The organism is Photobacterium minamisatsumaniensis (assembly GCF_050336695.1).
In the GTDB taxonomy this organism is placed as follows: domain Bacteria; phylum Pseudomonadota; class Gammaproteobacteria; order Enterobacterales; family Vibrionaceae; genus Photobacterium; species Photobacterium minamisatsumaniensis.
In genome coordinates this window covers 1-23,531 of record NZ_JAKJSI010000064.1, presented here as the reverse complement: position 1 = coordinate 23,531, position 23,531 = coordinate 1, and the positions used below count along the sequence as shown (strand labels likewise).

23 protein-coding genes are annotated in these 23,531 nt (G+C 42.0%); 7 read left to right on the top strand and 16 right to left on the bottom strand.

Annotated features, from left to right (window positions below; all coding sequences use genetic code 11):
* Nucleotides 1-105: 105 nt before the first annotated feature.
* The 4 genes from glgC to phnW all read right to left on the bottom strand — a co-directional run bounded on the left by glgC (nt 106) and on the right by phnW (nt 4,881).
* Nucleotides 106-1,323 carry a glucose-1-phosphate adenylyltransferase gene (glgC, locus tag L4D78_RS26360; RefSeq protein WP_428469680.1) on the bottom strand — a complete coding sequence of 406 codons (1,218 nt, stop codon included), beginning with the start codon at nt 1,321-1,323 and terminating at the stop codon, nt 106-108.
* A gap of 221 nt (nt 1,324-1,544) precedes the next feature.
* On the bottom strand, nt 1,545-2,357 hold the full coding sequence (gene phnX / locus L4D78_RS26355; RefSeq protein WP_428469679.1) for a phosphonoacetaldehyde hydrolase: 813 nt from the start codon (nt 2,355-2,357) through the stop codon (nt 1,545-1,547).
* A 36-nt stretch (nt 2,358-2,393) separates the two neighbouring features.
* Entirely contained in the window at nt 2,394-3,773 is a 1,380-nt protein-coding gene (locus L4D78_RS26350; protein ID WP_428469678.1) for an aspartate aminotransferase family protein, read from the bottom strand.
* Between the two features lie 4 nt (nt 3,774-3,777).
* A complete protein-coding gene (phnW, locus tag L4D78_RS26345) occupies nt 3,778-4,881 on the bottom strand; it encodes a 2-aminoethylphosphonate--pyruvate transaminase (RefSeq protein WP_428469686.1) in 1,104 nt (367 codons plus the stop codon).
* 295 nt (nt 4,882-5,176) lie between these two features.
* On the opposite strand from phnW, the gene L4D78_RS26340 reads away from it, so the two are divergent.
* Entirely contained in the window at nt 5,177-6,190 is a 1,014-nt protein-coding gene (locus L4D78_RS26340) for a putative 2-aminoethylphosphonate ABC transporter substrate-binding protein (RefSeq protein ID WP_428469677.1), read from the top strand.
* Between the two features lie 119 nt (nt 6,191-6,309).
* On the opposite strand, the gene L4D78_RS26335 is transcribed toward L4D78_RS26340, so the two are convergent.
* Nucleotides 6,310-6,459, bottom strand: a complete 150-nt coding sequence (locus L4D78_RS26335; protein WP_428469676.1) for a hypothetical protein — start codon at nt 6,457-6,459, stop codon at nt 6,310-6,312.
* A gap of 233 nt (nt 6,460-6,692) precedes the next feature.
* Here L4D78_RS26335 and L4D78_RS26330 point away from each other — a divergent pair, with 233 nt between their 5' ends.
* From L4D78_RS26330 to phnR, 3 genes are all read left to right on the top strand, one after another.
* Nucleotides 6,693-7,784, top strand: a complete 1,092-nt coding sequence (locus L4D78_RS26330; RefSeq protein ID WP_428469675.1) for a putative 2-aminoethylphosphonate ABC transporter ATP-binding protein — start codon at nt 6,693-6,695, stop codon at nt 7,782-7,784.
* Between the two features lie 77 nt (nt 7,785-7,861).
* Nucleotides 7,862-9,532 carry a putative 2-aminoethylphosphonate ABC transporter permease subunit gene (locus L4D78_RS26325; RefSeq protein WP_428469685.1) on the top strand — a complete coding sequence of 557 codons (1,671 nt, stop codon included), beginning with the start codon at nt 7,862-7,864 and terminating at the stop codon, nt 9,530-9,532.
* A gap of 163 nt (nt 9,533-9,695) precedes the next feature.
* On the top strand, nt 9,696-10,400 hold the full coding sequence (gene phnR / locus L4D78_RS26320) for a phosphonate utilization transcriptional regulator PhnR (protein ID WP_428469674.1): 705 nt from the start codon (nt 9,696-9,698) through the stop codon (nt 10,398-10,400).
* Nucleotides 10,401-10,475: 75 nt separating this feature from the next.
* On the opposite strand, the gene L4D78_RS26315 is transcribed toward phnR, so the two are convergent.
* The 9 genes from L4D78_RS26315 to L4D78_RS26275 form a co-directional block, all read right to left on the bottom strand.
* Nucleotides 10,476-10,643 (bottom strand): hypothetical protein, encoded by a 168-nt coding sequence (locus L4D78_RS26315; RefSeq protein ID WP_428469673.1) that lies wholly within the window; start codon nt 10,641-10,643, stop codon nt 10,476-10,478.
* Between the two features lie 6 nt (nt 10,644-10,649).
* Complete coding sequence (locus L4D78_RS26310; protein WP_428469672.1) at nt 10,650-11,318, bottom strand: DedA family protein; 669 nt, start codon at nt 11,316-11,318, stop codon at nt 10,650-10,652.
* 37 nt (nt 11,319-11,355) lie between these two features.
* Nucleotides 11,356-11,652: a hypothetical protein gene (locus L4D78_RS26305; protein ID WP_428469671.1), complete on the bottom strand. Its 297-nt coding sequence runs from the start codon at nt 11,650-11,652 to the stop codon at nt 11,356-11,358.
* 84 nt (nt 11,653-11,736) lie between these two features.
* Complete coding sequence (locus L4D78_RS26300; RefSeq protein WP_428469670.1) at nt 11,737-12,207, bottom strand: hypothetical protein; 471 nt, start codon at nt 12,205-12,207, stop codon at nt 11,737-11,739.
* A 289-nt stretch (nt 12,208-12,496) separates the two neighbouring features.
* Nucleotides 12,497-14,281 carry an ABC transporter ATP-binding protein gene (locus tag L4D78_RS26295; RefSeq protein ID WP_428469669.1) on the bottom strand — a complete coding sequence of 595 codons (1,785 nt, stop codon included), beginning with the start codon at nt 14,279-14,281 and terminating at the stop codon, nt 12,497-12,499.
* Nucleotides 14,275-16,038 (bottom strand): ABC transporter ATP-binding protein, encoded by a 1,764-nt coding sequence (locus L4D78_RS26290; protein WP_428469668.1) that lies wholly within the window; start codon nt 16,036-16,038, stop codon nt 14,275-14,277. Before L4D78_RS26290 ends, L4D78_RS26295 begins: the two co-directional genes overlap by 7 nt.
* A complete protein-coding gene (locus tag L4D78_RS26285) occupies nt 16,031-16,243 on the bottom strand; it encodes a hypothetical protein (protein ID WP_428469667.1) in 213 nt (70 codons plus the stop codon). The genes L4D78_RS26290 and L4D78_RS26285 overlap by 8 nt, the downstream gene beginning before the upstream one ends.
* Before the next feature lie 348 nt (nt 16,244-16,591).
* Nucleotides 16,592-17,209: an HAD family hydrolase gene (locus tag L4D78_RS26280; protein ID WP_428469666.1), complete on the bottom strand. Its 618-nt coding sequence runs from the start codon at nt 17,207-17,209 to the stop codon at nt 16,592-16,594.
* 4 nt (nt 17,210-17,213) lie between these two features.
* Complete coding sequence (locus L4D78_RS26275; RefSeq protein ID WP_428469665.1) at nt 17,214-17,846, bottom strand: HAD-IA family hydrolase; 633 nt, start codon at nt 17,844-17,846, stop codon at nt 17,214-17,216.
* 161 nt (nt 17,847-18,007) lie between these two features.
* Here L4D78_RS26275 and L4D78_RS26270 point away from each other — a divergent pair, with 161 nt between their 5' ends.
* Both L4D78_RS26270 and L4D78_RS26265 read left to right on the top strand, forming a co-directional pair.
* Nucleotides 18,008-18,862, top strand: a complete 855-nt coding sequence (locus tag L4D78_RS26270) for an AraC family transcriptional regulator (protein WP_428469664.1) — start codon at nt 18,008-18,010, stop codon at nt 18,860-18,862.
* Between the two features lie 301 nt (nt 18,863-19,163).
* Nucleotides 19,164-19,889, top strand: coding sequence for a 2'-5' RNA ligase family protein (locus tag L4D78_RS26265; protein ID WP_428469663.1), 726 nt, complete (start codon nt 19,164-19,166; stop codon nt 19,887-19,889).
* Between the two features lie 362 nt (nt 19,890-20,251).
* Here L4D78_RS26265 and L4D78_RS26260 read toward each other — a convergent pair whose 3' ends face one another.
* The gene (locus tag L4D78_RS26260; protein WP_428469662.1) at nt 20,252-21,664 is read right to left on the bottom strand and encodes an FAD-dependent oxidoreductase; all 1,413 of its coding nucleotides are present in this window, start codon (nt 21,662-21,664) and stop codon (nt 20,252-20,254) included.
* A 353-nt stretch (nt 21,665-22,017) separates the two neighbouring features.
* Between L4D78_RS26260 and L4D78_RS26255 the strand changes: the two genes are divergently transcribed.
* A complete protein-coding gene (locus tag L4D78_RS26255; RefSeq protein ID WP_428460924.1) occupies nt 22,018-22,962 on the top strand; it encodes a TerC family protein in 945 nt (314 codons plus the stop codon).
* Between the two features lie 150 nt (nt 22,963-23,112).
* Here L4D78_RS26255 and L4D78_RS26250 read toward each other — a convergent pair whose 3' ends face one another.
* Nucleotides 23,113-23,295, bottom strand: a complete 183-nt coding sequence (locus tag L4D78_RS26250; RefSeq protein ID WP_428469661.1) for a hypothetical protein — start codon at nt 23,293-23,295, stop codon at nt 23,113-23,115.
* Between the last annotated feature and the right edge of the window lie 236 nt (nt 23,296-23,531).

The window sequence follows — 23,531 nt, the reverse complement described above, 5'->3', positions numbered from 1 at the left end:
ATTCACAAGGCAGATATGAGACCATTAATTGAAACCAAATGGTTACACCCAGAAAACAATTACCTTTTTAATCAATAAAAAGGTAATTAACACGATCGACTACTTTCAGAATTGATAATCAGAAGGAATAACGACAATCCCCTTCTTTGATATATTAAAACGCTGGGCATCGTCTTTCGTATTTACGCCTATGATTGTATTCGTTGGAATATTTACATTTTTATCAACAATACAGTTTTCAAGGTGTGCCCCTTCGCCAATAGTAACACCTTCAAAAATAATACTATTAATAACAACAGCAGCATTGTTCACTGTGACTCTAGGGAAGAACACAGAATTTTGCGCAGAGCCACCAGCAATCACTACCCCATTTGAAATTATTGAGTTAATAAATATACCTTCATTACCCGCCGCTGAAGATACTGTTCTTGCCGGTGGTAATTGTGGTTCATACGTTCGAATAGGCCAGTCTTGTTGATAAAGGTCTAACGGCGGCTCTACCGAAAGTAAATCCATATTAGCCTGATAAAAAGAGTCAATAGTACCGACATCTCGCCAATAGGCATCTTGACTCACTCGGCCTTCTTCTCCACCAAACGGGTAAGCATACACACCTTGTCCATCAATCAGTTTAGGGATAATATCTTTGCCAAAATCATGACTCGAATAAGGGTTCAAGGCATCATCTTCAAGGTACTGTTCTAGTGCAGTCATCGAGAAAATATAAATCCCCATCGAGGCTAAACACGCAGTCGACTTATGCGGTAACGGCTGTGGGTACTCTGGCTTTTCAGTAAACGATAACACTTGTTGTTGCTCATTCACCGTCATAACACCAAATGCATTAGCTTCTTCTATGGGAACTTCCATACACGCGACCGTTAAATCGGCTTTAGAGGCTTTATGCTGTTCAAGCATGGGCTCATAATCCATACGATAGATATGATCGCCTGATAAAACCACGACATATTTGGCATCACTGCGTGTCAGTAGATACAAGTTTTGATAAATAGCATCAGCAGTACCTTGATACCAACTATCGCCTGTACGCATTTGTGGAGGAACAGCGGTAATGTATTCCCCTAATTCAGGGTTAAAGACCGACCAACCATCACGTAAATGCTTTTGTAAGGAATGGGATTTGTATTGTGTCAGCACCAAAATTCGGCGTAAGCCTGAATGCAAACAGTTAGCCAGAGTAAAATCGATAATTCTGTATTTCCCACCAAATGGCACAGCGGGCTTTGCTCTATTATCCGTCAGTGGCGATAGCCTTGATCCTACGCCACCAGCCAAAATGACTGAAATCGTTTCATCTTTCATACCTAGCCCCTATAAGTTTATTTTCTTATAAAAAAGCAAAAAATAGGCCTGAAATAATTACAACCTAAATGACTGTTATTGTTGAATTTTTAAATATTAAAGAATAACGGTCGCCCTATTTTGGTGCTTAAACACTATTCCAAAGCACCAAAAAAGCCCTTTTGTCAGAGACTAACAAAAGGGCTTAACTCGTTTATTTAATATTATTGAAGAACGAAAGATTAAGGGCGTTCGCCTGCCGTTAATCGACGCTCAATGTCAGCTACAACTTCTGGTAAATTTGCGATTGTATCGATTTGATAATGCGCACCAGATTGTGAAAATGCATCTTGTGCTTTTGCACGTGCAGCTGCCAACTTAGCATCATCAGCCTGTTCAAACTCTACTTGAGTTAATCCCGCTTCATTGCCTGAAAGTAATAGTGCAACTGTCCACATACCAGCATTTAAGCCTTCGGTAATACCCGGTACTGAATCATCAACCTTAATGCAGGTTTTTACATCATCAACCTGTAGGTCGAGCATATTCTTCAATACCATATAAGGAGCAGGACGCCCCCCTGCAGGTAAATCATCGGTCGCAACAGCGCAATCTGGGCTATAACCGTTCGCTGCTGCAGCAGGAATAAGCGCGTCCAAGACTACACGTGGATACCCTGTACAAGAACCAATTTTAACGCCTTGTTTGCGAAGGTTATCAATCACAAGCTTTGCGCCTGGTATTAAGTCGGCATGTGAACCTACTTTGGCTATCTGTAGCGGCATGAAAGTTTGATAAATTTTATCGATATCTTCTTTGGCCATAGGTTTACCGAACTTTGCCAGCCAACGCTCGGCAACTTCTGGTATTTCACCTACACATTTAATATGATCCCATTTACCTAAACCCATTGGTACACGTGCTTCGGCCAATGAAATATCGAAATCATATTCACGGCGAAATGCTTCAACAAATATGGTGGTTGGCGCAAATGAACCAAAATCAACAACCGTACCCGCCCAATCAAAAATGACCGCTTGAACATTCTTTTTCATCTCTTCTTCCCTATTCGTTATCCAACGTATGGATGATTAATTCTTTTCTAAGTTAACTTCTGAAATAGCTTGCTCAACAATGGCCAATGCGCGATCTAAATCCTCACGCTCAATGATCAGTGGTGGACTTAGCTGCAAGACGTTACTCTGTGATACTTTAAAGCTCAGTCCGAGTTCAAGACATCGATACATCACTTGCTCGGCCTCTTTTAAAGCACGCTCTTTTGTTTGTTGACACACCACCAGCTCAACCCCCCAAAGCAAGCCGACACCACGTACGTCACCGATAATCGGGTAACGCTGTTTCATCGCCTCTAGGCGATCATGCATGTAAGCTTCATCGGCTTTTACTTTAGCGAGTAGGTTTTGCTGCTCAATCACTTCAATGGTTGCGAGGGCTGCCGCACAACCAATCGGGCTTTTTTCATGAGTGTAATGCCCTAACGATACATGCGATGCGGTGTTATATTTTTCTTTGGTGATCATGGCGGCAATTGGGACAACACCACCACCCAACCCTTTGCCAATACACAACATATCAGGCTCAATACCAAACTCTTGGTAGGTAAACCAATTACCGCTACGTCCCATCCCATTAGGAATATCATCAATGATCAACATGACATTGTGCTTATCACAGATTTCTCGAATCCGTTGCCAGTAAGCCTTACTCGGCACTTGCACATCAGTATTACGCACACCTTCTGCAATGAAGGCACCAATGCCACCTTCTTTTTCTATCACATATTCTAAGTAGTCGGCATAATGCACATCGCTACCATCTTCCCTTGGAAACGCCCCACGGTAACTCACTGCCGGTGGTATACGCTCTACGCCTGCCATTAATGGTCCCATGCCCTCACGGAAACACGCTTCCCCTCCGACAGAAATGGCATCCAACGAAGCACCATGGAATGAGTCCCACAATGACACAACCTTATAATTGCCCGTAATATAGCGTGCAAGTTTGAGTGCCATGCCAACCACAGAGGTGCCGCCCGGTGCAAATAACACGCGGTTTAGATCACCACCGGCAATTTCTGTGAGTTTCTTCGCACAATCAATCGCGGTTTGGTTGGTGAACCGACGTGGTGAAAACGGTAGTTCTGTTAACTGCTGCTGGATACGGTTAATAACGTGCGGGTGCCCATAACCGAGTTGATGAACATTGTTGCCATGAAAGTCCATGTACTTCTTGCCTGCCGCATCTTCTATAAAGATCCCTTCTGCACCTGTTAGGGCATCAAGGCAAGGAGTCGACATCGCTTGGTGTAAAAAGTATTGGCTGTCTTCTTCCAACATACGCTGGGTTTTTACATCAGAAATCGTGCTTTTCCATGTTTCACGTGCCGGGGTTATATTGGTATCCCCTTCACTACGTAAAGATTGATCGCTTAACGTATTTATATCTGACATTAAATCATCCCTTTACCCAGTACATCGAGGCTTCAATCGCGTCAATTAAGCGATGCATATCGTCGTTGTGTACATCACCGATATTACCGATACGGAAACAGTCAGCATTCGAAACTTTACCAGGATAGATAACAAAGCCATTTTCCTTCAATCGGTCATAAAACGTTTTGAAGTCATAATCGGCATGTGTTGGCGAATAGAAAGAGGTAATAATTGGCGAATGAAGAGACTTATCCAGTAAGCATTTAAAGCCAAGCTTTTCCATGCCTGCTACAAGGATCTTTTGATTGGTTACATAGCGGTTGTAGCGAGCGTCAATGCCACCTTCCTCTGCTAGCTCAATCATTGCCTGATGGAATGCACGCACCGTATGCGTCGGTGATGTAAAGCGCCACTTCCCATGATTTTTTTCCATGCATTGCCACTGGTCATAGAGATCCAATGACAACGAACGTGCAATGCCTTGGCATTTTTCAAGTTCAGGTTGTTTAGCAATAACAAAACCGAAGCCCGGTACGCCTTGAATACATTTATTGGCTGAGCTGATCATAAAATCAATGCCAAGTGCGCCCATATCAAGTGGGATACCACCGAAGCTCGACATTGCGTCAAGGATCATGATCTTATTGCGAGATTTCACGACATCACAAACTGCTTCAACAGGGTTCAACATACCCGTGGTAGTTTCACAGTGCACCATAGCAACATGGGTTATCGTAGGGTCGTTATCTAAAATTTCAGCAACTTGCCCTGCACTAGGTTGGGTTATTTCACCTAGTTCAACAACGTGATAATCAATATTTAAGTACTGAGCAATTTGACCAATACGCTCGCCATAAGCACCATTATTAATGACAAGTAACTTACCGTCTTGCGGTATAACAGAGCCAATTGTCGCTTCAACTGACGCGGTACCGCTACCTTGCATCAAGACAGTTGTATAACCTTCAACATCTGTTGCTAGCGTAACCAGTTGCTGACGAATCACTTCAACGATAGCTTTGTTATAGTCATCGTCCCATGTACACCAATCTTTTAGCATCGCTTCTCGTACTGTACGACTCGTTGATAAAGGACCAGGGGTGAGTAGCAAATATTGATTATCCAAGTTTTCCATTCTCGATTCCAATGTTGGACTATACCAGATTGAGTTCACTATAAAGAGCGAGCAGGTTTCATGTAAACCCCCCAGAATTAGAATTAATAAAACCTTCATAATGACCGCAAATTATATTTATCCTTTATTTAGCTGCGATTTAAACTGTCAAATTTCACCCATAAAACTGTTAGAAAATTGAAATATTCAACACATTGAATTGTCATATTTCCTGCATAGCATCATTCGTATTGAAATCATCTGGTAAAGACCAGTTAAGATACGTAACCATTCATGGAGAAGAACGATGAAAAACCGTTGGATTATTGCCCCACTGACTGCACTTGCAGCTATGACCGCGTCTTCAGCTTTTGCAGCAGAGGAACTAACGGTCTACACCGCATTTGAAACGGATATGCTGGCGAAATTTAAAACCGGCTTTGAACAAGCAAATCCGGATATCAAAATTAAATGGGTACGTGACTCAACAGGTATTATGACAGCTAAGCTATTAGCTGAAAAAAGCAACCCTCGCGCCGATGTTGTCTGGGGGTTAGCGGGTTCTTCTATGGCACTTTTGAAGAATGAAGGGATTTTAAAACCTTATTCACCGCAGGGTCTGGAACTCGTCCGTAGTAACCTTGTCGACCCGCAGGAAGATAAAGCCTGGTTTGGTAACGATGCTTTCTTTAATGCCGTTTGTTTCAATGAAATCGTTGCCGAGCGACAAGGCCTGCAAAAGCCAGAAACATGGGAAGATTTACTTAAGCCTGAGTACAAAGGCCATATCGCAATGCCAAACCCGGCCTCTTCAGGCACAGGGTACATGCAGGTATCAGCCTGGATCCAATCAATGGGTGACGATGCGGCTTGGGATTATATGAGCAAGCTAGATAACAATATCGCGCACTATACTCACTCAGGCTCGAAGCCTTGTGTACAAGCAGGAATGGGTGAAGTCGCTATCGGTATTTCAATGGCAATCCGTGGCGCGACACTAAAAACCCAAGGTGCACCGATTGATATCATCATGCCTAAAGGCGGCGTAGGCTGGGAAGCTGAAGCGGTTGGTTTAGTCAATACCCAATCAGATGCGGCGAAAACATTGGTTGATTGGTCTATATCAAAAGAAGCCAACAAGCTTTATAACGAATTCTATCCAGTCGTTGGCCACAAAGACATTCAAGCCGTAGTGAAAAACTACCCAGATGTAGAAAACGCGATGGTTGATATGGATTTCGGCAAAATGGCACAAAGCCGTGAAGGCGTATTAAAAACATGGTCTGATAAATTTGATGCGAAATCTGAACCTCGCTCATAATTTATTACCAATAAGCATCAAATGATAAAAGCGCGATGATATTCTTATCATCGCGCTTTTATTTTTCCCTACCACAATAACATTGACGACAGCACATTCTAAAATTACAAGCACACATACTAATGTGTCGGGGAAAAGAGTATTTCTTTTGGATGTACCTGCTGCTCTTGTTGCTCTTGGTGGGCATCAAGTTTTGCGAGTTCTTTCTTCATCTCAGATAGCTCACGCTCCATATAAGAAATATTTCTAATCAGCATTTTTCTTTCCATGATTGAATCCTTATGAAATTTCTTCCGGTTCAGAATATCAACTTGAAAAAGATTATTTCGTGGCTATCTATTCAAATTACTTATTTTTAAACGACAAATAAACTGATATTCAGTATGCGTTAAGTATTATATGGATGTGTAATTTACGCCAATTTTTACCTGTCTTTTTTTCGTAAAGTGTATGTCATTGAAGTGTAACGCTGCTTCGTTACTTTTGGTATATACCAAAATTAATGAGTATTAACATGGAAACGTATCTGAAGATTGAAAATGTCAGCAAACAATTTGGTCAGTTCACCGCACTAAAAGATATCTCGCTTGAGATCAATAAAGGTGAATTCGTTTGCTTCTTAGGCCCGTCAGGCTGCGGTAAAACAACATTACTACGCGCCATTGCGGGTTTAGATCTGGCTTCATCAGGCAAGATCGCTCAAAACAATAAAGAAATCACCTTTCTTTCGCCAGAAAAACGTGACTTTGGCATTGTATTCCAATCTTATGCACTTTTTCCAAATTTAACGGTTGCCGAAAATATTGCACTTGGCTTACGTAACCAAGGTAAAGACAATAAAACGGTTGCCGATATTGTGAATACTTGGCTTAACACCATCGGCCTACCCGATTCAGGGATTAAATACCCAAACCAACTTTCTGGCGGCCAACAACAACGTATTGCACTTGCTCGTGCCTTAGCATTATCACCTGGTCTGTTATTACTTGACGAGCCATTGTCGGCGTTGGACGCAAAAGTTCGCTCACACCTCCGTGAAGAGATCCGCCGTCTACAACGTAAACTCGGGATCACCACTATCATGGTTACCCATGATCAGGAAGAAGCATTGGCAATGGCCGATCGCATTGTTGTGATGAACCATGGCGTGATTGAACAAGTCGGTACACCGCAAGAGATATACCAGCAACCAGCCTCACGCTTCGTTGCTGACTTCGTGGGTAACATGAACTTCATTCCTGCTTCTGTCGTCAGTCAAAGTCAAATACGCATTGGTGAAACGCTTATACCAAAACCAGATGATGCGTTAGTACGCGGGCAACAATTTGAATTGGGGCTTCGCCCTGAAGATCTTCACTTTATGTCGGTAGGCGAACACAGTGAATCAAGCTTCCCCGTTCAAATTGATGACTTAGAGTTTCAAGGTACTTTTGTACGTGCTGAATGCAAACTGCAAGGTGAATATAAAGGCGACAGCATTAAAGTCGACGTGCCTATTCGTGAGCTTCGCGAACTGGCATTAGAACGTGGCCATTTTCACTACGTGAATATGTCGAAAAAACATACTCACATTTTTCAAGCGGCTCAGTCATGATGGACACCGGAATGAATACGTTAGCTAATGAAAGTGCAAGAAGCACACGTCACCCGTTTTCACCTTATCGCCTGGCGATGCTGAAAAATGCGTTGAGTAAAGATAGCCTAATTCTAGCCACCATTCTGATACTTATCATGGTTATCATGGGGCTTTTCGTGCTTGGTCCTTTAGCCGCGATGCTGCAGAAAAGTGTGCTAAACAGCCAAGGCGACTTTGTTGGCCTTACCAACTTTGCTGAATATTTCGCGTCACCAGCACTGTGGTTGTCACTAAAGAATACCGTTTTTATCGGTACAATCGTTACGCTTTGTGTCGGTGTGCTGGCGTTTGGCTATGCGTATGCTATTACCCGTAGCTGCATGCCATTCAAAGGCGTATTTAACGTATTAGGCGCCGCCCCGATACTTGCTCCATCACTGCTGCCTGCAATCAGTCTTATTTACCTGTTTGGTAATCAAGGCATTGCCAAAGATCTACTGCTAGGACATTCAATTTATGGTCCTATTGGTATTGCGATTGGTTTGATTTTCTGGACGTTTCCTCACGCGGTGATGATCTTAACGACCTCGTTAAAAACCTCTGACGCGCGTTTATACGAAGCAGCTAAAGCGCTGAATACGTCATCGTTCAAAACCTTCTTTGTCGTCACGTTGCCAGCCGCGAAGTACGGTTTGATCAGTGCCTTAATCGTGGTTTTTACCTTGGTTGTGTGTGACTTTGGCGTACCAAAGGTAATTGGTGGTAGCTATAACGTATTAGCGACCGATATTTTTAAGCAAGTCGTCGGGCAACAGAACTTTTCCATGGGTGCTGTAACCAGCGTTATTCTTCTATTACCAGCCTTACTGGCCTTCTTTGCCGATCGCTGGGTACAGAAAAAACAGCAAGGCCTGTTTGATTCGCGTTCTGTCGCTTATAGCCCAGAGCCCAATAAACTGCGTGATGGCCTGTGTTTTATATTCTGTAGTGTTATTTGCTTATCAATCCTGACGGTAATTGGTATGGCTATTTATGGTTCGCTGGTTACATTCTGGCCTTGGAACTTAACCCTCAGTTTAAATAACTACGACTTTGCTCAATACAGTACCTATGGCTGGGCACCGTATTTCAACTCCATCAAACTGGCTTCATGGGTTGCTGTCATTGGTACCGTGGTAATTTTCATTGGCGCTTATAGCATTGAGAAAGGCCGTGCCTTTGCACCACTGCGTAACTTACTGCAAATGATTGCGATTATTCCGATGGCAGTACCAGGCATGGTACTGGGCTTAGGCTATATATTTTTCTTCAATAGTCCGACCAACCCATTGTCAGTGTTATACGGCACCATGACAATCTTGGTGATCAACACGGTAATTCACTACTACACGGTTGGGCATATGACAGCATTAACGGCACTGAAGCAGCTCCCCGCTGAAGTCGAAGCCATTTCTGCATCCATCAAAATGCCACAATATAAAGTGTTTTTTAAAGTCACCGTCCCCGTTTGTATGCCTGCAATTTTAGAGATTGCGGTGTACATGTTTGTCAACGCAATGACCACAACCTCTGCCATTGTCTTCTTGTACGCCTCTGACACCATGCCTGCATCTGTCTCGGTATTAAACATGGATGATGCGGGTCAAACAGGGCCTGCAGCGGCAATGGCTGTAATGATTTTATTAACAGCAGCCAGTGTGAAACTGGCGCATGTTGGTTCAAGTCAGTTAATTGACCGTCATACCCAGTCATGGCGTAAACGCTAACAGCAACAGTGTTAATAGCACGCTATTCACTAAACGGTAATAGAATTATTCTAACGTTCTATTGCCGTTTATTCATTGATACATAGGGTATAATGCCCATTCGATTATGCCCTTTGTATGAAATGAGGTGATAATCGAATCTGCATTTTATATAGGGTTAATCGTGCAATATCTTAAAATCATGGAAGCCATCAATGAACAGATTGATGCAGGCCTTCTTACCGCTGGTAATAAATTACCCGCAGAACGAAAACTAGCAGAGTCATTTAACACTACGCGCGTCACGCTGCGAGAGTCATTGGCATTGCTAGAAGCCGAAGGAAAACTGTATCGTGAAGACCGCCGTGGTTGGTTTGTTTCACCAGAACCGCTGACCTATGATCCGACTTACACCACCAACTTTCCGGTCATGGCTGAAGAGCAAGGTCGCAAGGCAAAAACAGAACTCATCAACGCACAATTAATACCAGCCAGCCGCCGCGCAGCATCGCTACTGCAAGTGCCCCCACTGTCCGAAGTCTTCCGTGTTGATCGCTTACGCTACCTAGACGATCGCCCTGTAGTCGTTGTCACCAACTTTATTTTGCCTAAATACTTCCCTAACTTGTTAGAAAAGCATTTTACGGCCTCATTAACGGCGCTCTATGAGCAAGAGTATGGGGTTATTTACTCTAAAACCCGTTACCGTGTGAGTACAACCTCTTTATTGGGTGATACTGCACACCACCTTCGTGCAACCGCAGGCAGCCCAGCGATGTTAGTAGAACGCCTGAACTATGATCAACATGACAACCTCATTGACTGTGACCTTGAATACTGGCGCCATGATGCCATTTGTATTGAGTCTATGGCTGTCTTGGATAAGTAATCAGGCTATCAATTATTACTACCACTTACCCTTGAGTAAGGTTTACTTACTCAAGGGCTTGAGAATCGATTATGTTCACTGCTCTTCCGCTTGCGCCTCGTTCCCCCCATCGAAGTGGAATATATCAAGGCTTAATTCTGCAGGCATCTCTTCAAATACAAAAGCCCCGTAGAAATAGAATAAAACAAATGCCACCCAGCCTAGACAAATCAAGAACAGGATGACGGTACTACTCTTATTCATCACATTCTACTCCTGTCTTTCAATAGGGGCTGCCGCCATATTCTTAGTGCGGATCATGCGGTATAGCAAGCCAATAACCGCTGAGGTCATTAGAATTAAACTGGTAAACACCAACCCTTTAGTCAGAAGAGTCTGATAGTCACTCAGCATTGGATTCAACATGACCCACTTACCCGCAAGTAACAGCACTAAACACCATATTAAGGAGCTACCTATATTACTCAGTAGCACTCGCCATGCACTCAGCTTGGCAATACCCATCAACATAGGAGTAAGAACTCGAACAAAAGGGACAAAGCGAGAAGCAAACAATGAAAGGAAGCCATACTTATTCAGCAGATCTCGCGCTTTTTCTAACGTTCCGTCAGGAAGAATTCGTTCAAGCCAACTAACGAAAGCCGTTTTATGTAACACCCTACCCTGCAGGTAACCCATATAGCCACCGATGGCTGCCGCCATGGTTAAGGCTGCAACGGTAGTATGAAAATCTAAAATTCCGAGCCCTATCATTCCACCCGCAAACAAAACTAAACTGTCGCCAGGTAATGGCAAAAAAACAAAGCTCGATTCTAAAAACAGAACAGTGGCAAGTAAGAATATAAACCAATTTAAAGAGCTAACTTGCTGCAACGCCTCAAAGTCATGGTGCCAGATCGCTAATAAAATCTCTTGCATAACTATTACCTTAAAAATCAATTCAAACGAAAAAAACTCATGAGTTTACCTTGGCAACATTGCTTCGATTCTGACCCAAAATGAAGTGAACGAGTGCCTTTGAAGCGATATTGCCTTCTTGGTTTTGAACTATCGATGCAACGCGACTATCAATATATTCATTATCCTTAAGACCTGAATACCTCCCCCAATTTGGCGGCCAATGTGAAAATACATAAATGGCTATAACAAGCAGCAGAGCCATTCCCTTCAAACGGAAAGGAACATTTATTGGTTGATAAATAGAGTTATTTTTCAATGCTTTAACCTCTCTAAAAACGAGATCAACTGACATGCAATGATAGATTCAAATATGGCTAAACTAAATCGCATGATACAAATTACGCATTCAATATCAGGCGATATTGATCAGAGATAATTAGCTAAGGCGGGAGTGATTATGTGTATACAATGTATTGCCATCTTTCCAACCCGCAAGGCGAGAAAGAGGTGAAGAAACTCGACTGATCCAATGAGAACTTGTATCAGGAATGACTACTTTTATCCTGGCCATTTCTAGCAATGCAGGAGATAAAAATGACACGATAAGGTGATATTCGGGCACTATGCCCATGCTCGCATACTGATCGGTGCTAATTAGGCGCCGTAGAGCATTTAGAATACACCCATCAAACATTTCATTGTTAACCGAACGATCATCTTCTTGGGTTAAAGCAACAATCTCTAAGTGCTCACCTTGCAGCTGGTCGTTAACCTTACTCGGTTCAGCGTCATTCGTTGTTAGTAGGTACCCCACTTTATTAAATGTCACCTGCTCTTGTGCTATCGCGGTATTCACACCAAGCGATAATACAAATAACACAACGACTATATAAAAGTGTTTAATCAAGATCTAACTAACCTTTACCAATGATATTCCGGATTATAGATAACTTAAGTGCTTTGAACAGTGAAAAATCATATGTTGTGTTACAACGTATGTCCAACAAAAACACAGAAAATAAAGATAGGAGTATTGTCACATACTGCAGCAAAACAATAACAGCTTAAGTAGCCATCAAGATTATGCTCAGTGTTTTTTCAGGTAATCGCTGTTGAAGGTACAGAAAACATCACAACTATCTAAGCAAACAACGAATTGCAGCAATTTATGTACCTTCACACCAACTTTTATCAAATCAAGTTGCAGCTACTGTCAGCTCTTCCGTTTTCAGAATAGACTCGTTCAGCAAACCTGCATAAATACCGCTGTGAGCGATCAGTTCTTGGTGGTTGCCCCTTTCCACGATTTCACCTTGTTCTAGCACTAGAATGATATCCGAGTGACGCACTGTACTTAGACGGTGAGCAATGGCGATCACCGTTTTTTCTTTGAACAAACGCTGCATCGCTTTCTGGATCAGATCTTCGGTTATGGAATCTACAGAACTTGTCGCCTCATCCAACATCATTACCTGGCCGCCCTGTGCGACAGCACGAGCGAAAGATATCAACTGAGTCTGACCAACTGAAAGATTTGAGCCATTTTTATCCAAACAGAAGTCATAGTTTTTAGGAAGTTGCTCAATAAAGTGATCGGCATAAACATACCGTGCAGCCTGCTCTACCTGCTCTCGTGAAATATCCGTCTTACCCAAAGCAATATTGAAGTGCACACTCTCTTCAAACAAGTGAACATCCTGCATCATCAATGAAAATAGATGAGCACAATCCTCAATTGAAACTTGAGAAAGCTCAATACCATTTAAAAGAATACTGCCTTCGTAATTTTGGTACGTTTTTGATATCAAACGCATAATAGTCGACTTACCTGAACCGGTTGAACCAACAAGTGCAATTTGATGCCCCTTTTCCAAAGAAAATGACACATTTTTCAGTACATAGGGTGAATCATCTTTGTAACGGAAGCTGACATTGTTGAACTCAAGACTAACAAACTCGCTTAGCTGTTTTTCAACCTTATGTGCCGGATGCAAGTTACGCCCTTCTTCCTCTGTTGGTTCGACAAAAAGTTCCTCAATATGGTCAAAAGCGGCAAACGAACTTTGAATAGACGCAATTTGGGAAGTAAAGTCCCGAATTGGCACAAAGACCTTTTCCAGCGTATTGATAAATGCAATCAACACACCCAAGGTTACCGTACCTTGAATGACTTGCCCGGAACCATACCAAATCATCAGTGCGACGGTGATAGAGGTAACCCCGGAAATAAAGGCAAACAAAATGGCGTCATATTTATTGACCTTCTTTTGAGCTTTTAAAAACTCATCAGTAAATCCCTTATATTTAATTTCAACTTCTTCTTCGGCACGATAAAGCTGAACGGTTTTCACTCCTAGTAAGACTTCCTGTAAAAAACCAATACCACGTGCCAACGTCGAGCGTGTGACCTGATACAACGCCCGAAGACGATTACGAACATAGACAGTTAGGTACATCACTGGTGGCATAACAACCAAGACGATCAGTGTCAGCTGCCAGTCAATAAATAACATCATCACCAGTAACGCGATGGTATTGAGCGTGTCTTTCACCAATCCAACAATGGACTGAATAAACGTCTCACCAATGGTTTCCAAGTCACTCGTTAAACGAGAAAGTGTTACCCCTGTCGGTGTGTTATCAAAATAACTACGTGGCAACTTAAGTACGCGATCAACAAGCACCGAACGCATATCGGTAATTGTGTACTGACCTGTCTTGCGCAAGTTGTATGAATAGGTTGTATCAACAACATAGTTTGCAATAAGCACAATGAGCAGGAAGAAGATATACAACAACAACCCATCGGTGTTCCCCTGCGACAAGTGAACATCAATGACCTGAATAATGAGCCAAGGGAACAATAGACTGGTAATCACAGTCAATGGAAGCATGCTAATGCCAAGTATTGCGGAGCCTTTGTATTTTTTGGCAAACTTGAAAAAGTGCTTTAAATATTTAACATCAATGCCGTTTAACATGCTGCCGCCTCCGTTTCATTCTGTTGCAGTTGCCACGTTTCAAAATAATAAGGGCAAGTTTGAAGTAGAGTGGCATGATTACCTTTCGCGATAACCTTCCCTTCATTGAGCACGATAACTTCATCCATATATTCAAGTGCGTTAACGCGGTGAGATACAACCAATACAGACTGGTTATCCAAACGTTCAAATAACCCTTCGAGAATTTTACGTTCGGTTTCGTAATCGACAGCCGACAGTACATTGTCCATAATAATCACATCACAAGGTTCAAGCAGAGCGCGTGCAATACTCAAGCGTTGCTTTTGGCCACCAGACAGCATTATCCCCTTCTCACCAACCAGTGTTTGATCACCTTGTTCAAACCTGTAAACATCGCTGGCCAATTGACTCAGTTCCAGTACTTCATCGACCTGAGCTTTAGCAATATCGGCACCACGACTACCAAAACGAATATTCTCCTCTACGGTTGCAGAGAATAAATACGGATCTTGAGTCACTGTTTTTATATAACGACGTAAATCCGTACGGGAGAACGTTGTCACGTCTGTATCGCCAATAAAAACAGTGCCCTCTGGCACATCTAAATGATGATTAAGGCAATTCACTAGCGTTGTTTTACCAGCACCAATACTCCCCAATACGCCCACTTTTTTACCCGGTGGAATATCAAAGCTGATGTTGTCTAGAATTAACGCTTCCTTATCTTGATAGCTGAAGCTCAAGTTACGAACCGAAAGCGTTTTAGCTTTTAACTTTTCAACGTCTGATTGAGGTAGTAATGCTACATCCTTTTGTGGCGTTTCAGCATTCAAAATGGTCTGTACACTTTCAATACCGACCATGCCACGTTGATAAATAGTCGCTATTCGGCCTAATTGCATTAGCGGCATCGCAAGCAATACTGAATAGGTAAGAAAAGCGGTAATTTCACCGAGAGTGAGCTGCTGATCCATCAGCATATAACCCCCAATACCAAGGATCATAATTTTCATCAGATCATTGGCATAATCTAATACCGGCATAAAAAACACCTGAATGCGTGTGATCTGCAGTCGGCAACGAAGTAATTGCTGGTTGAGCTTTTCGATTTCGCCCTTCACCCAAGGTGACATTTGCTGGCTTTTAATTAAATCGATGCCAGTTAAATAACTCATCAATTGAGCTGAGAGATTTTGCAAGCGATGCATATGCTCCATATGAAGCTTTTTCATTCGCTTAAAGCCAATACGAAAAATCACGAAAGCAATAGCAATAGGCACTACCGAATAGAGTGTCAGCTCTGGTGAGATACGCCACATCCATAACGGCGTTAACGAAAGCGCAAGCAAGGCATTAAAAAACTGCAGAAAACCGACACCAAAAAATAGACGGACACCATTCAGGTCATTATTAATAATTGAAATGAGTTTTCCCGACGCAAACTTTTCATGAAAACTGTTTGGCAAACGATTCAGCTTTTTCAGAAGAATGTTTTTTAATGCCGCCTCGGTGATTCGACCTGGGTTAAGCGCATAAATACGAGAAAAAATTCGAACCACCGTCATAGATACAGCCATCACCACAACAATGCCAACATACGTTTTAAGCTGTTGATGCTCGGCTGAAGATGCACTGTCAATCAGGTCAATCGACAGTTGAATATAACGGGGAATTTCGACTTGAAGCCAGTTAACGAGAAATATGAAAACAATCGCAAGCATATATGATTTGCGATTCATACGCAGAAAATGCGCGATAAACTGTTTTTTAGTCATGTGACTCTTTCTTTCGGGGAGGTTCAATGCCGTAATGTTCAATGCAAGCTTTGACAATACAGTGGCGAGGGTCATCGATATCTTCTAATGCATCCAACAACCATTCAGGTAAGCGTACCGGACGCGTTTTCTCACCGGGCTTGCGACCACAGCCCGGCCTAGATCCGCCTCTACTACAAGAGCGTTTTTCAGTGTTTTCTTTCAAGGTAAGTCCAAATTCGATGTGAGTTTGATAAGTGTACACTTATCAAATGAAAATAGCATCTGATCTATAGAGTGAAGAAGTATTGCAGCGCAGGGTGATCACACAGTAGCGTGCTTTAGTGTCATTACTGAGGGAAACACACTTTTGGACAAACTGAGTCAGTGAGTTTACTAATTTAGCTTTTCACGGATAACTTTTAGTATCCCAAAGTACAAACAGCCATCGCTTCTTACGATGGCTGATATGCGCGAAAATGGACGAAACCAAGCAATCTCTATCTATGGCATCGGATTCGCTTTATGCAGATTTTTTTGATGTACATGAAAATGGAACAGCTCCTAAAACGCCCTAGATATTCAGCCCTAGAGAAATTAAGTCTTTTTCACATTGGTCTATATCTTCAAATTGAATTGCATACATACCAACAGACTTTGCTCCTTCCACATTGTAAAGCATGTCATCAATAAACACGGTCTCTGAAGCTGTAAGATCGAACTTATTGAGTAACGAGTGATAAATTTCTGGTTGAGGTTTCAGCATGCCCACATCCGCTGATACTATCGCTCCATCAAATAGCGGCCAAAATGAGTAGGTTGACTTTAAGTAGGATACTATTTCGTGAACGTTATCCGTTAGTGCATAAACACCATAACCTGCACTTTTAATGTGTTGAATGAGTTCAATTGAACCGACTATTAGACGTTGAGTCTGCTTTACATAATAAAATAGCTGTTCACACTCCCGCTCTGATAACCCGAGTATTTGCTGATAGTGAGTTTTTGCTTTTGTTTCTGATATGAGTCCTTTGTTCAAATCTGCCCACGTCTGGGATTGGAAGATTGCTTTGGCAAGTTGTTCATGATCTTCACTCTCCACAAAAGTGAGTCGAGTTATTTCTAAAGGATCCCAACGGACAATCACGTTGCCAACGTCGAAAACAATGTTCCTTACTTTTGGTTGAACCATAGTTTTATACCTGAATGAAGTGGTCGTTTAGATATACTGATACATCAAAATAATCCCTTGCTGACGTAACTCCAGCTATAGTTGGTTGTTCAGGCGCAACAGCGGTAATATTGACAACATCACACCCAGCGCTTAGGGCGGATTGTATACCTGCTAGAGCATCTTCAAAAACAAGACAATGCTCAGGGAGTACTTTTAGTTTTTTGGCCGTTAGCTTGTAGCCTTCTGGGTCAGGCTTTCCTTTTTGTACATCCTCTACAGTAACCAATATTTGAGGTACTGGAATTGAGGCAGCCATCAATCGTTGGACTGCTAATGCCCTTGGCGCAGAAGTAAATATTGCCCAGTCGTGTTCGTTTAACTTGTTCAAGAAAGCGATGGCTCCGCGTACAGGTTTTACAGAATCGACATTGTTCAATTCTATTGCTTCCAGCTTAGCGACTTCTTGCTTGATGTTAAGGTGAGGCATCAGCTCTTTGATGACTTCGTCTGCTGGGCGGCCATGAGATATGGCTAAAATACGATCAACATTGATGTTATGTTCTAGCGCCCATAGACTCCATGCTTTTTCGACAGCATCCTTTGAATCGACAAGTGTTCCATCCATATCAAAGATGAATTTTGCATAGTTCTTCATTCTTTCAACCTCTTTAAGTTGTTGTTAGTTTTGTTTTCGAGGTTAGCTAAGCTCTTGGGTCTATTATTCGGTATATTTCGCGCTTTTAGGCGCACTATCAGGACATTAGGTGGTATTATTTCGACAACATTTAAAGACAGTATTTATCGGTGCCAGGCAGAATGAGACCTATACCTACGAAAAGTTTGATACGTCCAGGCTACTCTTGGAGGCATCATTTAGATAACTCTCCCTTAGAGTTATTGAAACCTCATTTTCACAGTGAGTTTGAATTTCTATTGCTGGATCACTACCAAGGAGTAATAAGGATTGGAAGTGTTGATATAGATGTCACTTCGTGTTCTTTGTTCTTGATTCCACCAGAATTACCCCATGATTTAAAAGGGTTAGTAGCTAATAGCAAAAAGCTTCCCCCCGAGAGGTACAGCCTATGGGTTGATAAAGAATGGGTGTCGAATATGTTGATGCACTGTAAGGAAATGAGAAAGCTTTCCAGCATACTTGGCGATGGCTTATCCATTCAATTTTCCCCACCAACGGCTGTAGAAGTGAAAACAGTCATCAACCAGATTGATTATAAAACCTCTAGCCTAGAGCAGCTATCGGTGCTGTTTCGTGTTTTTTCAGTGGTAACTCAAGACAAGAATCCCGTGACTTTAGGTTCTTCTGAACATGTTAAATTTGAGTCTGAAAAAGATAGAGTTGAAGCACTATCTGAATATTTGAATCAGCATTATGCTCAAGATATATCGTTACATGATTTGTCTCAGCATGTTTTTTGTTGTGAGCGAACGGTTAATCGTATTTTTATTCGTCATTTTGGCGAAACATTTAGTCAACGGTTAAAAAAAATACGATTAAGCCATGCTGCTAGGTTGTTGGAAACCTCTAGCCTTAAAGTCAATCATATATGCCAAATGGTTGGATACAATAATACTTCAAATTTCAATCGCTTATTCAAGAGCTACAAAGGAATGACACCGAGGGAGTACCGAGATAAATTTTCTAGTAAATAGGAGATTGAACTATGTATTCAGATAGATCTTCACCAGTTAACTCAAGTGAGTAGCTAACTCATTTGTCCGTTAACGCCTAATCTTGCCCAACGAAATTGCATAAAAAATGCAAGCAGAGGTTGTCAGATAGAAATGCCGTTTTGAGCAGTTTTGGGAGGCTTTGTTCACTAAAGATTTCGTGTGAAATCTAGTTTGCTTGTTACCCTTATACTTCTGGGATATCTTAGCTTGCTGGCCTGTACTGTAGTGGCCAATAACATACCTTACTACTGCCTATAGTAAGCTCCATATGGTTAGAAAAATGACAGAAGAAAAAAACATATACGATGAAATGTGGAACAGTTTTTCACAGGCGATGGATGCCAAACAGTATCAACCTGATCCAATGATTAACAACTCAAGCGATACCCGTAGAGGTATTACTGCACTTTCGTATTTGCGCCATAGCAGCCCACTTGCATCCCAAATAGCCAACTTTCAACAAGAGGTCAAAGCCTTAGAGCCAGAGCAATATTATCAGCCCGAGTCCGATTTACACCTAACAGTTTTATCGATTGTTACTTGCACTGAAAACTATACTTTGTCATGTAGCAGTGCATCGGATTATGTAAAAGTATTTAAGGAAGCCCTTTGTGATGCAGGTTCTTTTGATATTCATTTTAAGGGAATAACTGCCTCACCCAGYTGCATTCTCCTTCAGGGATTTATGCCAGATGATTTGCTATCCGATGTACGGGAAAAGCTAAGATTAGCATTTAACAACTCCCCACTGTATGCAAGCATAGACTCAAGATACAAGATTGCTACCGCCCACTCGACAATAATCAGATTCAAAGACAACCTAAATGATCCTCGTGGATTGTTCGATTTGAACAACCGTTATCGTGATTATGAGTTTGGCACTCATACTGTTGATAGACTGGCTCTGGTTTTCAATAACTGGTATCAACAGAAAGAACATACCAGACTACTGGCTGAATCCCGCCTACTCACTACTAACCCGAATTTAGCTTTATTGGGTACTTGAATATTCATGCAGTAATAAATTGCTGTTAAGAGCAGTCGATTTTGCGCGGAATTGGGAGTTTCCTTCCACAGCTTCGATGCTGCTAACCATGAGCAAAAGTACTGTGATTCCAGTGGCACGACCTATCACTGAGTAATTGCACTAAATTGAAAAGGGGCAAAAACAAGTCAAAACAAAGTATCAAACTATTAGTCATAACCCACCAATACACTTTAGTTTCGCCGCTTCTGACATATTGACAGTTAGCCTTGTAAATAACTGAATAACTAAACAAAAAGTGGGACCTGATATAATCAGATCCCACTGTAATTTATTAACCCACGTCACTACCCTCTTTTCTTTCTTGAGGGTGCACTTTAACGTTAAGCTTTATCCGCTTTACCAGCCGCATTCGCAAACTTTGCCAACTGCGTATCTAGCCAGATTGGTTTTAAACCCGCATCTTCCGCGGCCTCTTTGCGTCGGATAGCATTACGCACCATCATCGCGCCAGTCCAGCGAATCGGCTCTGGTGGGAAATAGCCTTTGGGGCCAGTTGCTAACCCGCATCGCGTCCATTCATTGTCTTGCTCGAGCAATAACGATGCTAAGATTTTTCCACCAATCCATGTTTGTGCAACACCATTACCGGAATAGCCTAAACCATACACAATATCCCGATTCTGCTTCATTCGACCAAAGAATGGCATTCCTGTTGTAGAGCGATCAGATGCGCCCGTCCACGTAGTAACAAACTTTTGATTACTTAATGATGGGAATAACCGATTAAATGACCGCCTTAAAATGGCTTGATAACGACTAGGTTGATCAAATAGCGGGCTGATCCGGTTGGCAAATGAGAAATGATTTCCTCCCTTACCCAGCATTAAACGTCCATCGGGTGTAGAGCGGTAGTAATGAACAAAAGTTCGTGAATCTACCACCGTTTTACCGTCTTTCAGCCCCATCGCATCAAGCTTTTCTGGGATAGGATCGGTAATTGCCATATCTGATGAAACCAAAACGACGCTGCGTTTAAACTCAGGGAATTGCTCTAGCATCCATGCATTCAAGGCCAACACGACTTTCTTAGCAAAAATCTCAGCTTTTGGGGTCGTAATTGTAATGGGAATATCGGTGTTAATGCTTTCCATCGGCGTATTTTCATATACCTTCACGCCCATTTTTTCAGCAACACGTTTTAGCCCGCGAGCTAACATGGCAGGCTGTACACTGGCCGCTGCTGGCGAGAAAAAGCCTTCACGATGTAAGGCTGAGCCAGCATCTTGCTGCACGCGTTCTTTTTCCCACAACTGCCAGCTATTAATTTCGTCTTTGCTCAATGCCTGTAATACCCCAGCCATTGTGCCTTCTTGCGCTTCATTGGTTGCGGTATATAACGTGCCATTGCGTCGCAGTTGAGCATCAATATCATGCTGCTCACAGAAATCCTCGATTTCATAAACAGCTTGCTCTGATGCGGCGACTAACTGAGCAGCCTGTTTCTCACCATATAACTTCTTCATTGATAAGTATTTTGTTGACCATGTCAGCATACACCCGCCATTTCGACCGGATGCACCACTGCCACATAGCCCTTTATCAATCACCACTACGTCTAAATCAGGTTGTTGCTGTTTAAGATTAATGGCTGTCCATAAGCCGGTAAAACCGCCGCCGACAATACACACATCAGTTTCAACATCATTTTGTAACACGTTGGGCTGGCTAGACGTTTCAATGCCCATTGCCTGAGCAAACCAAAAAGGCTGAAAAGCCGAAGTTTCTTTTTGCATCCTTCATTACTCGCAGTGGTATAGACCAAATTAATTTATACCTAAATTACCTGCACAGTATGAAAACTTGATGACAGTAATTTCTTTTTTTATTTGCAAAATAATGCTGGCATAAATGTGAGCTAGCTCTTAGAATGCGCGTGTTTGGGGAGTAGTCACCAATTGTTCGTCTGTCGTCATCTCGAAGCCATATGCTTCCGGCAGCCGAGGGTGGATTTGTAAGCATCTGCGTTACACCATTCTGACGAGACCAACGCCATTAATTTATGCACATTTGTGTAGTGTTATTAATGCGCGGAAGGTCTTGGCATTTCATACCCGCCCCTTTCGCGCGATCGTGAAAGGAGAAAATGATGAGCCTATTAAGCTACGAAGGCTTTGCTGTTCTAACAGTATTAATGTTGGCGCTGGACTTATATCAAACCCGTGGTGGCAACGTCACTATCAAAAAAGCCGCTATCTGGAGTTTATTCTGGGTTGCACTGGCTTTAATCTTTAACCTCGTTATCTACTTATACTGGCCACTGATGTCACCAGAAAGTAGTTATACAAACAGTGAAGCAGCAACGGCATTCTTAACAGGCTACCTGTTAGAGAAGTCGCTCAGTGTCGATAACTTGTTTGTCTTTGCACTGATCTTTGCTCAATTTGCAGTACCAAATGCAATTAGACCACGAGTGTTAATGCTTGGGGTTGTTGGTGCATTGATATTACGTGGCATAATGATCGCTGTTGGTGCTGAGCTACTGACCCAGTTCCATTGGATCTTATATATCTTTGCGGCATTCTTACTATATACCGGTTACAAGCTATGGAAAGAAGATGAAGAAGAGCAAGAGGACTTTTCAAACTCATTGCCTGTACGTCTGGTTAAAAAGTGTTTTCGTGTCAGTGATGAATATCAAGGCAACCGCTTCTTTACTAAAGACAGTAAAGGCTGGATTGCAACTCCGTTACTGATCGTCATTGCCGTTATTGCACTGACCGATGTGATGTTTGCACTTGATTCTATCCCAGCAATTTTTGCTGTAACAAAAGAACCGTTTCTCGTATTAACTGCAAATGTATTTGCCCTGCTTGGCTTACGCTCTTTGTATTTCGTACTAGAAGGCATGTTGACTCGCTTCTGTTACCTACGTCCTGCACTGGCGTTTATTCTTAGCTTCATTGGTATCAAGATGCTGCTAATGGAAACAAGCTATGCTATTCCAACACCAGTATCGCTAGGCGTTATTGTTCTGACAATTACAGCGGCAATTGTTGGTTCATTGTGGAAAACGAGAGAGGCAGCGGTATAAGTTTTAACACTTGCACCTTAACTATGCATCATTGCAAAAGTTAAAATACTTACTGGCCAACACAAGAAGTGTGTTGGCCAGTATTATTGAGTTTGTCATTATTAAATATCGTATTATTATATGAATACAGTAACGCCTTCTTTACGGACACTATAGTGCTTGCATTAACAGTTCTTCTAATTCACTTTCTGTTGTTGGCATTTTGTTTAATTCAATATCGTAAGAAGCCCCACCATGTAACATATAAGCCTTCGTCGTACAGTGATCATGGTGAAACCACTTTCCATTCAAGCATAAGTCTGTATAACATTTAGGATCTTTTCTTAGTTCCATACAATTTACTCCTAAAACAACTCCCTTTCATAATTAACGTATCGTTATACAATTGTAATGAATATGATCCAGATCAACTGTCTATTATAATATGCATGTGTTTAATCACACTTTTGTTTTTATAACATAGGAATATGGTTCTTTAGTCTTTGTATATTAAATAGTGAATAAATTCACATTTAGAAACAGGCAATTTAATTCAAATAAAAATCATTGTTATTCATAGGTTTAATGGG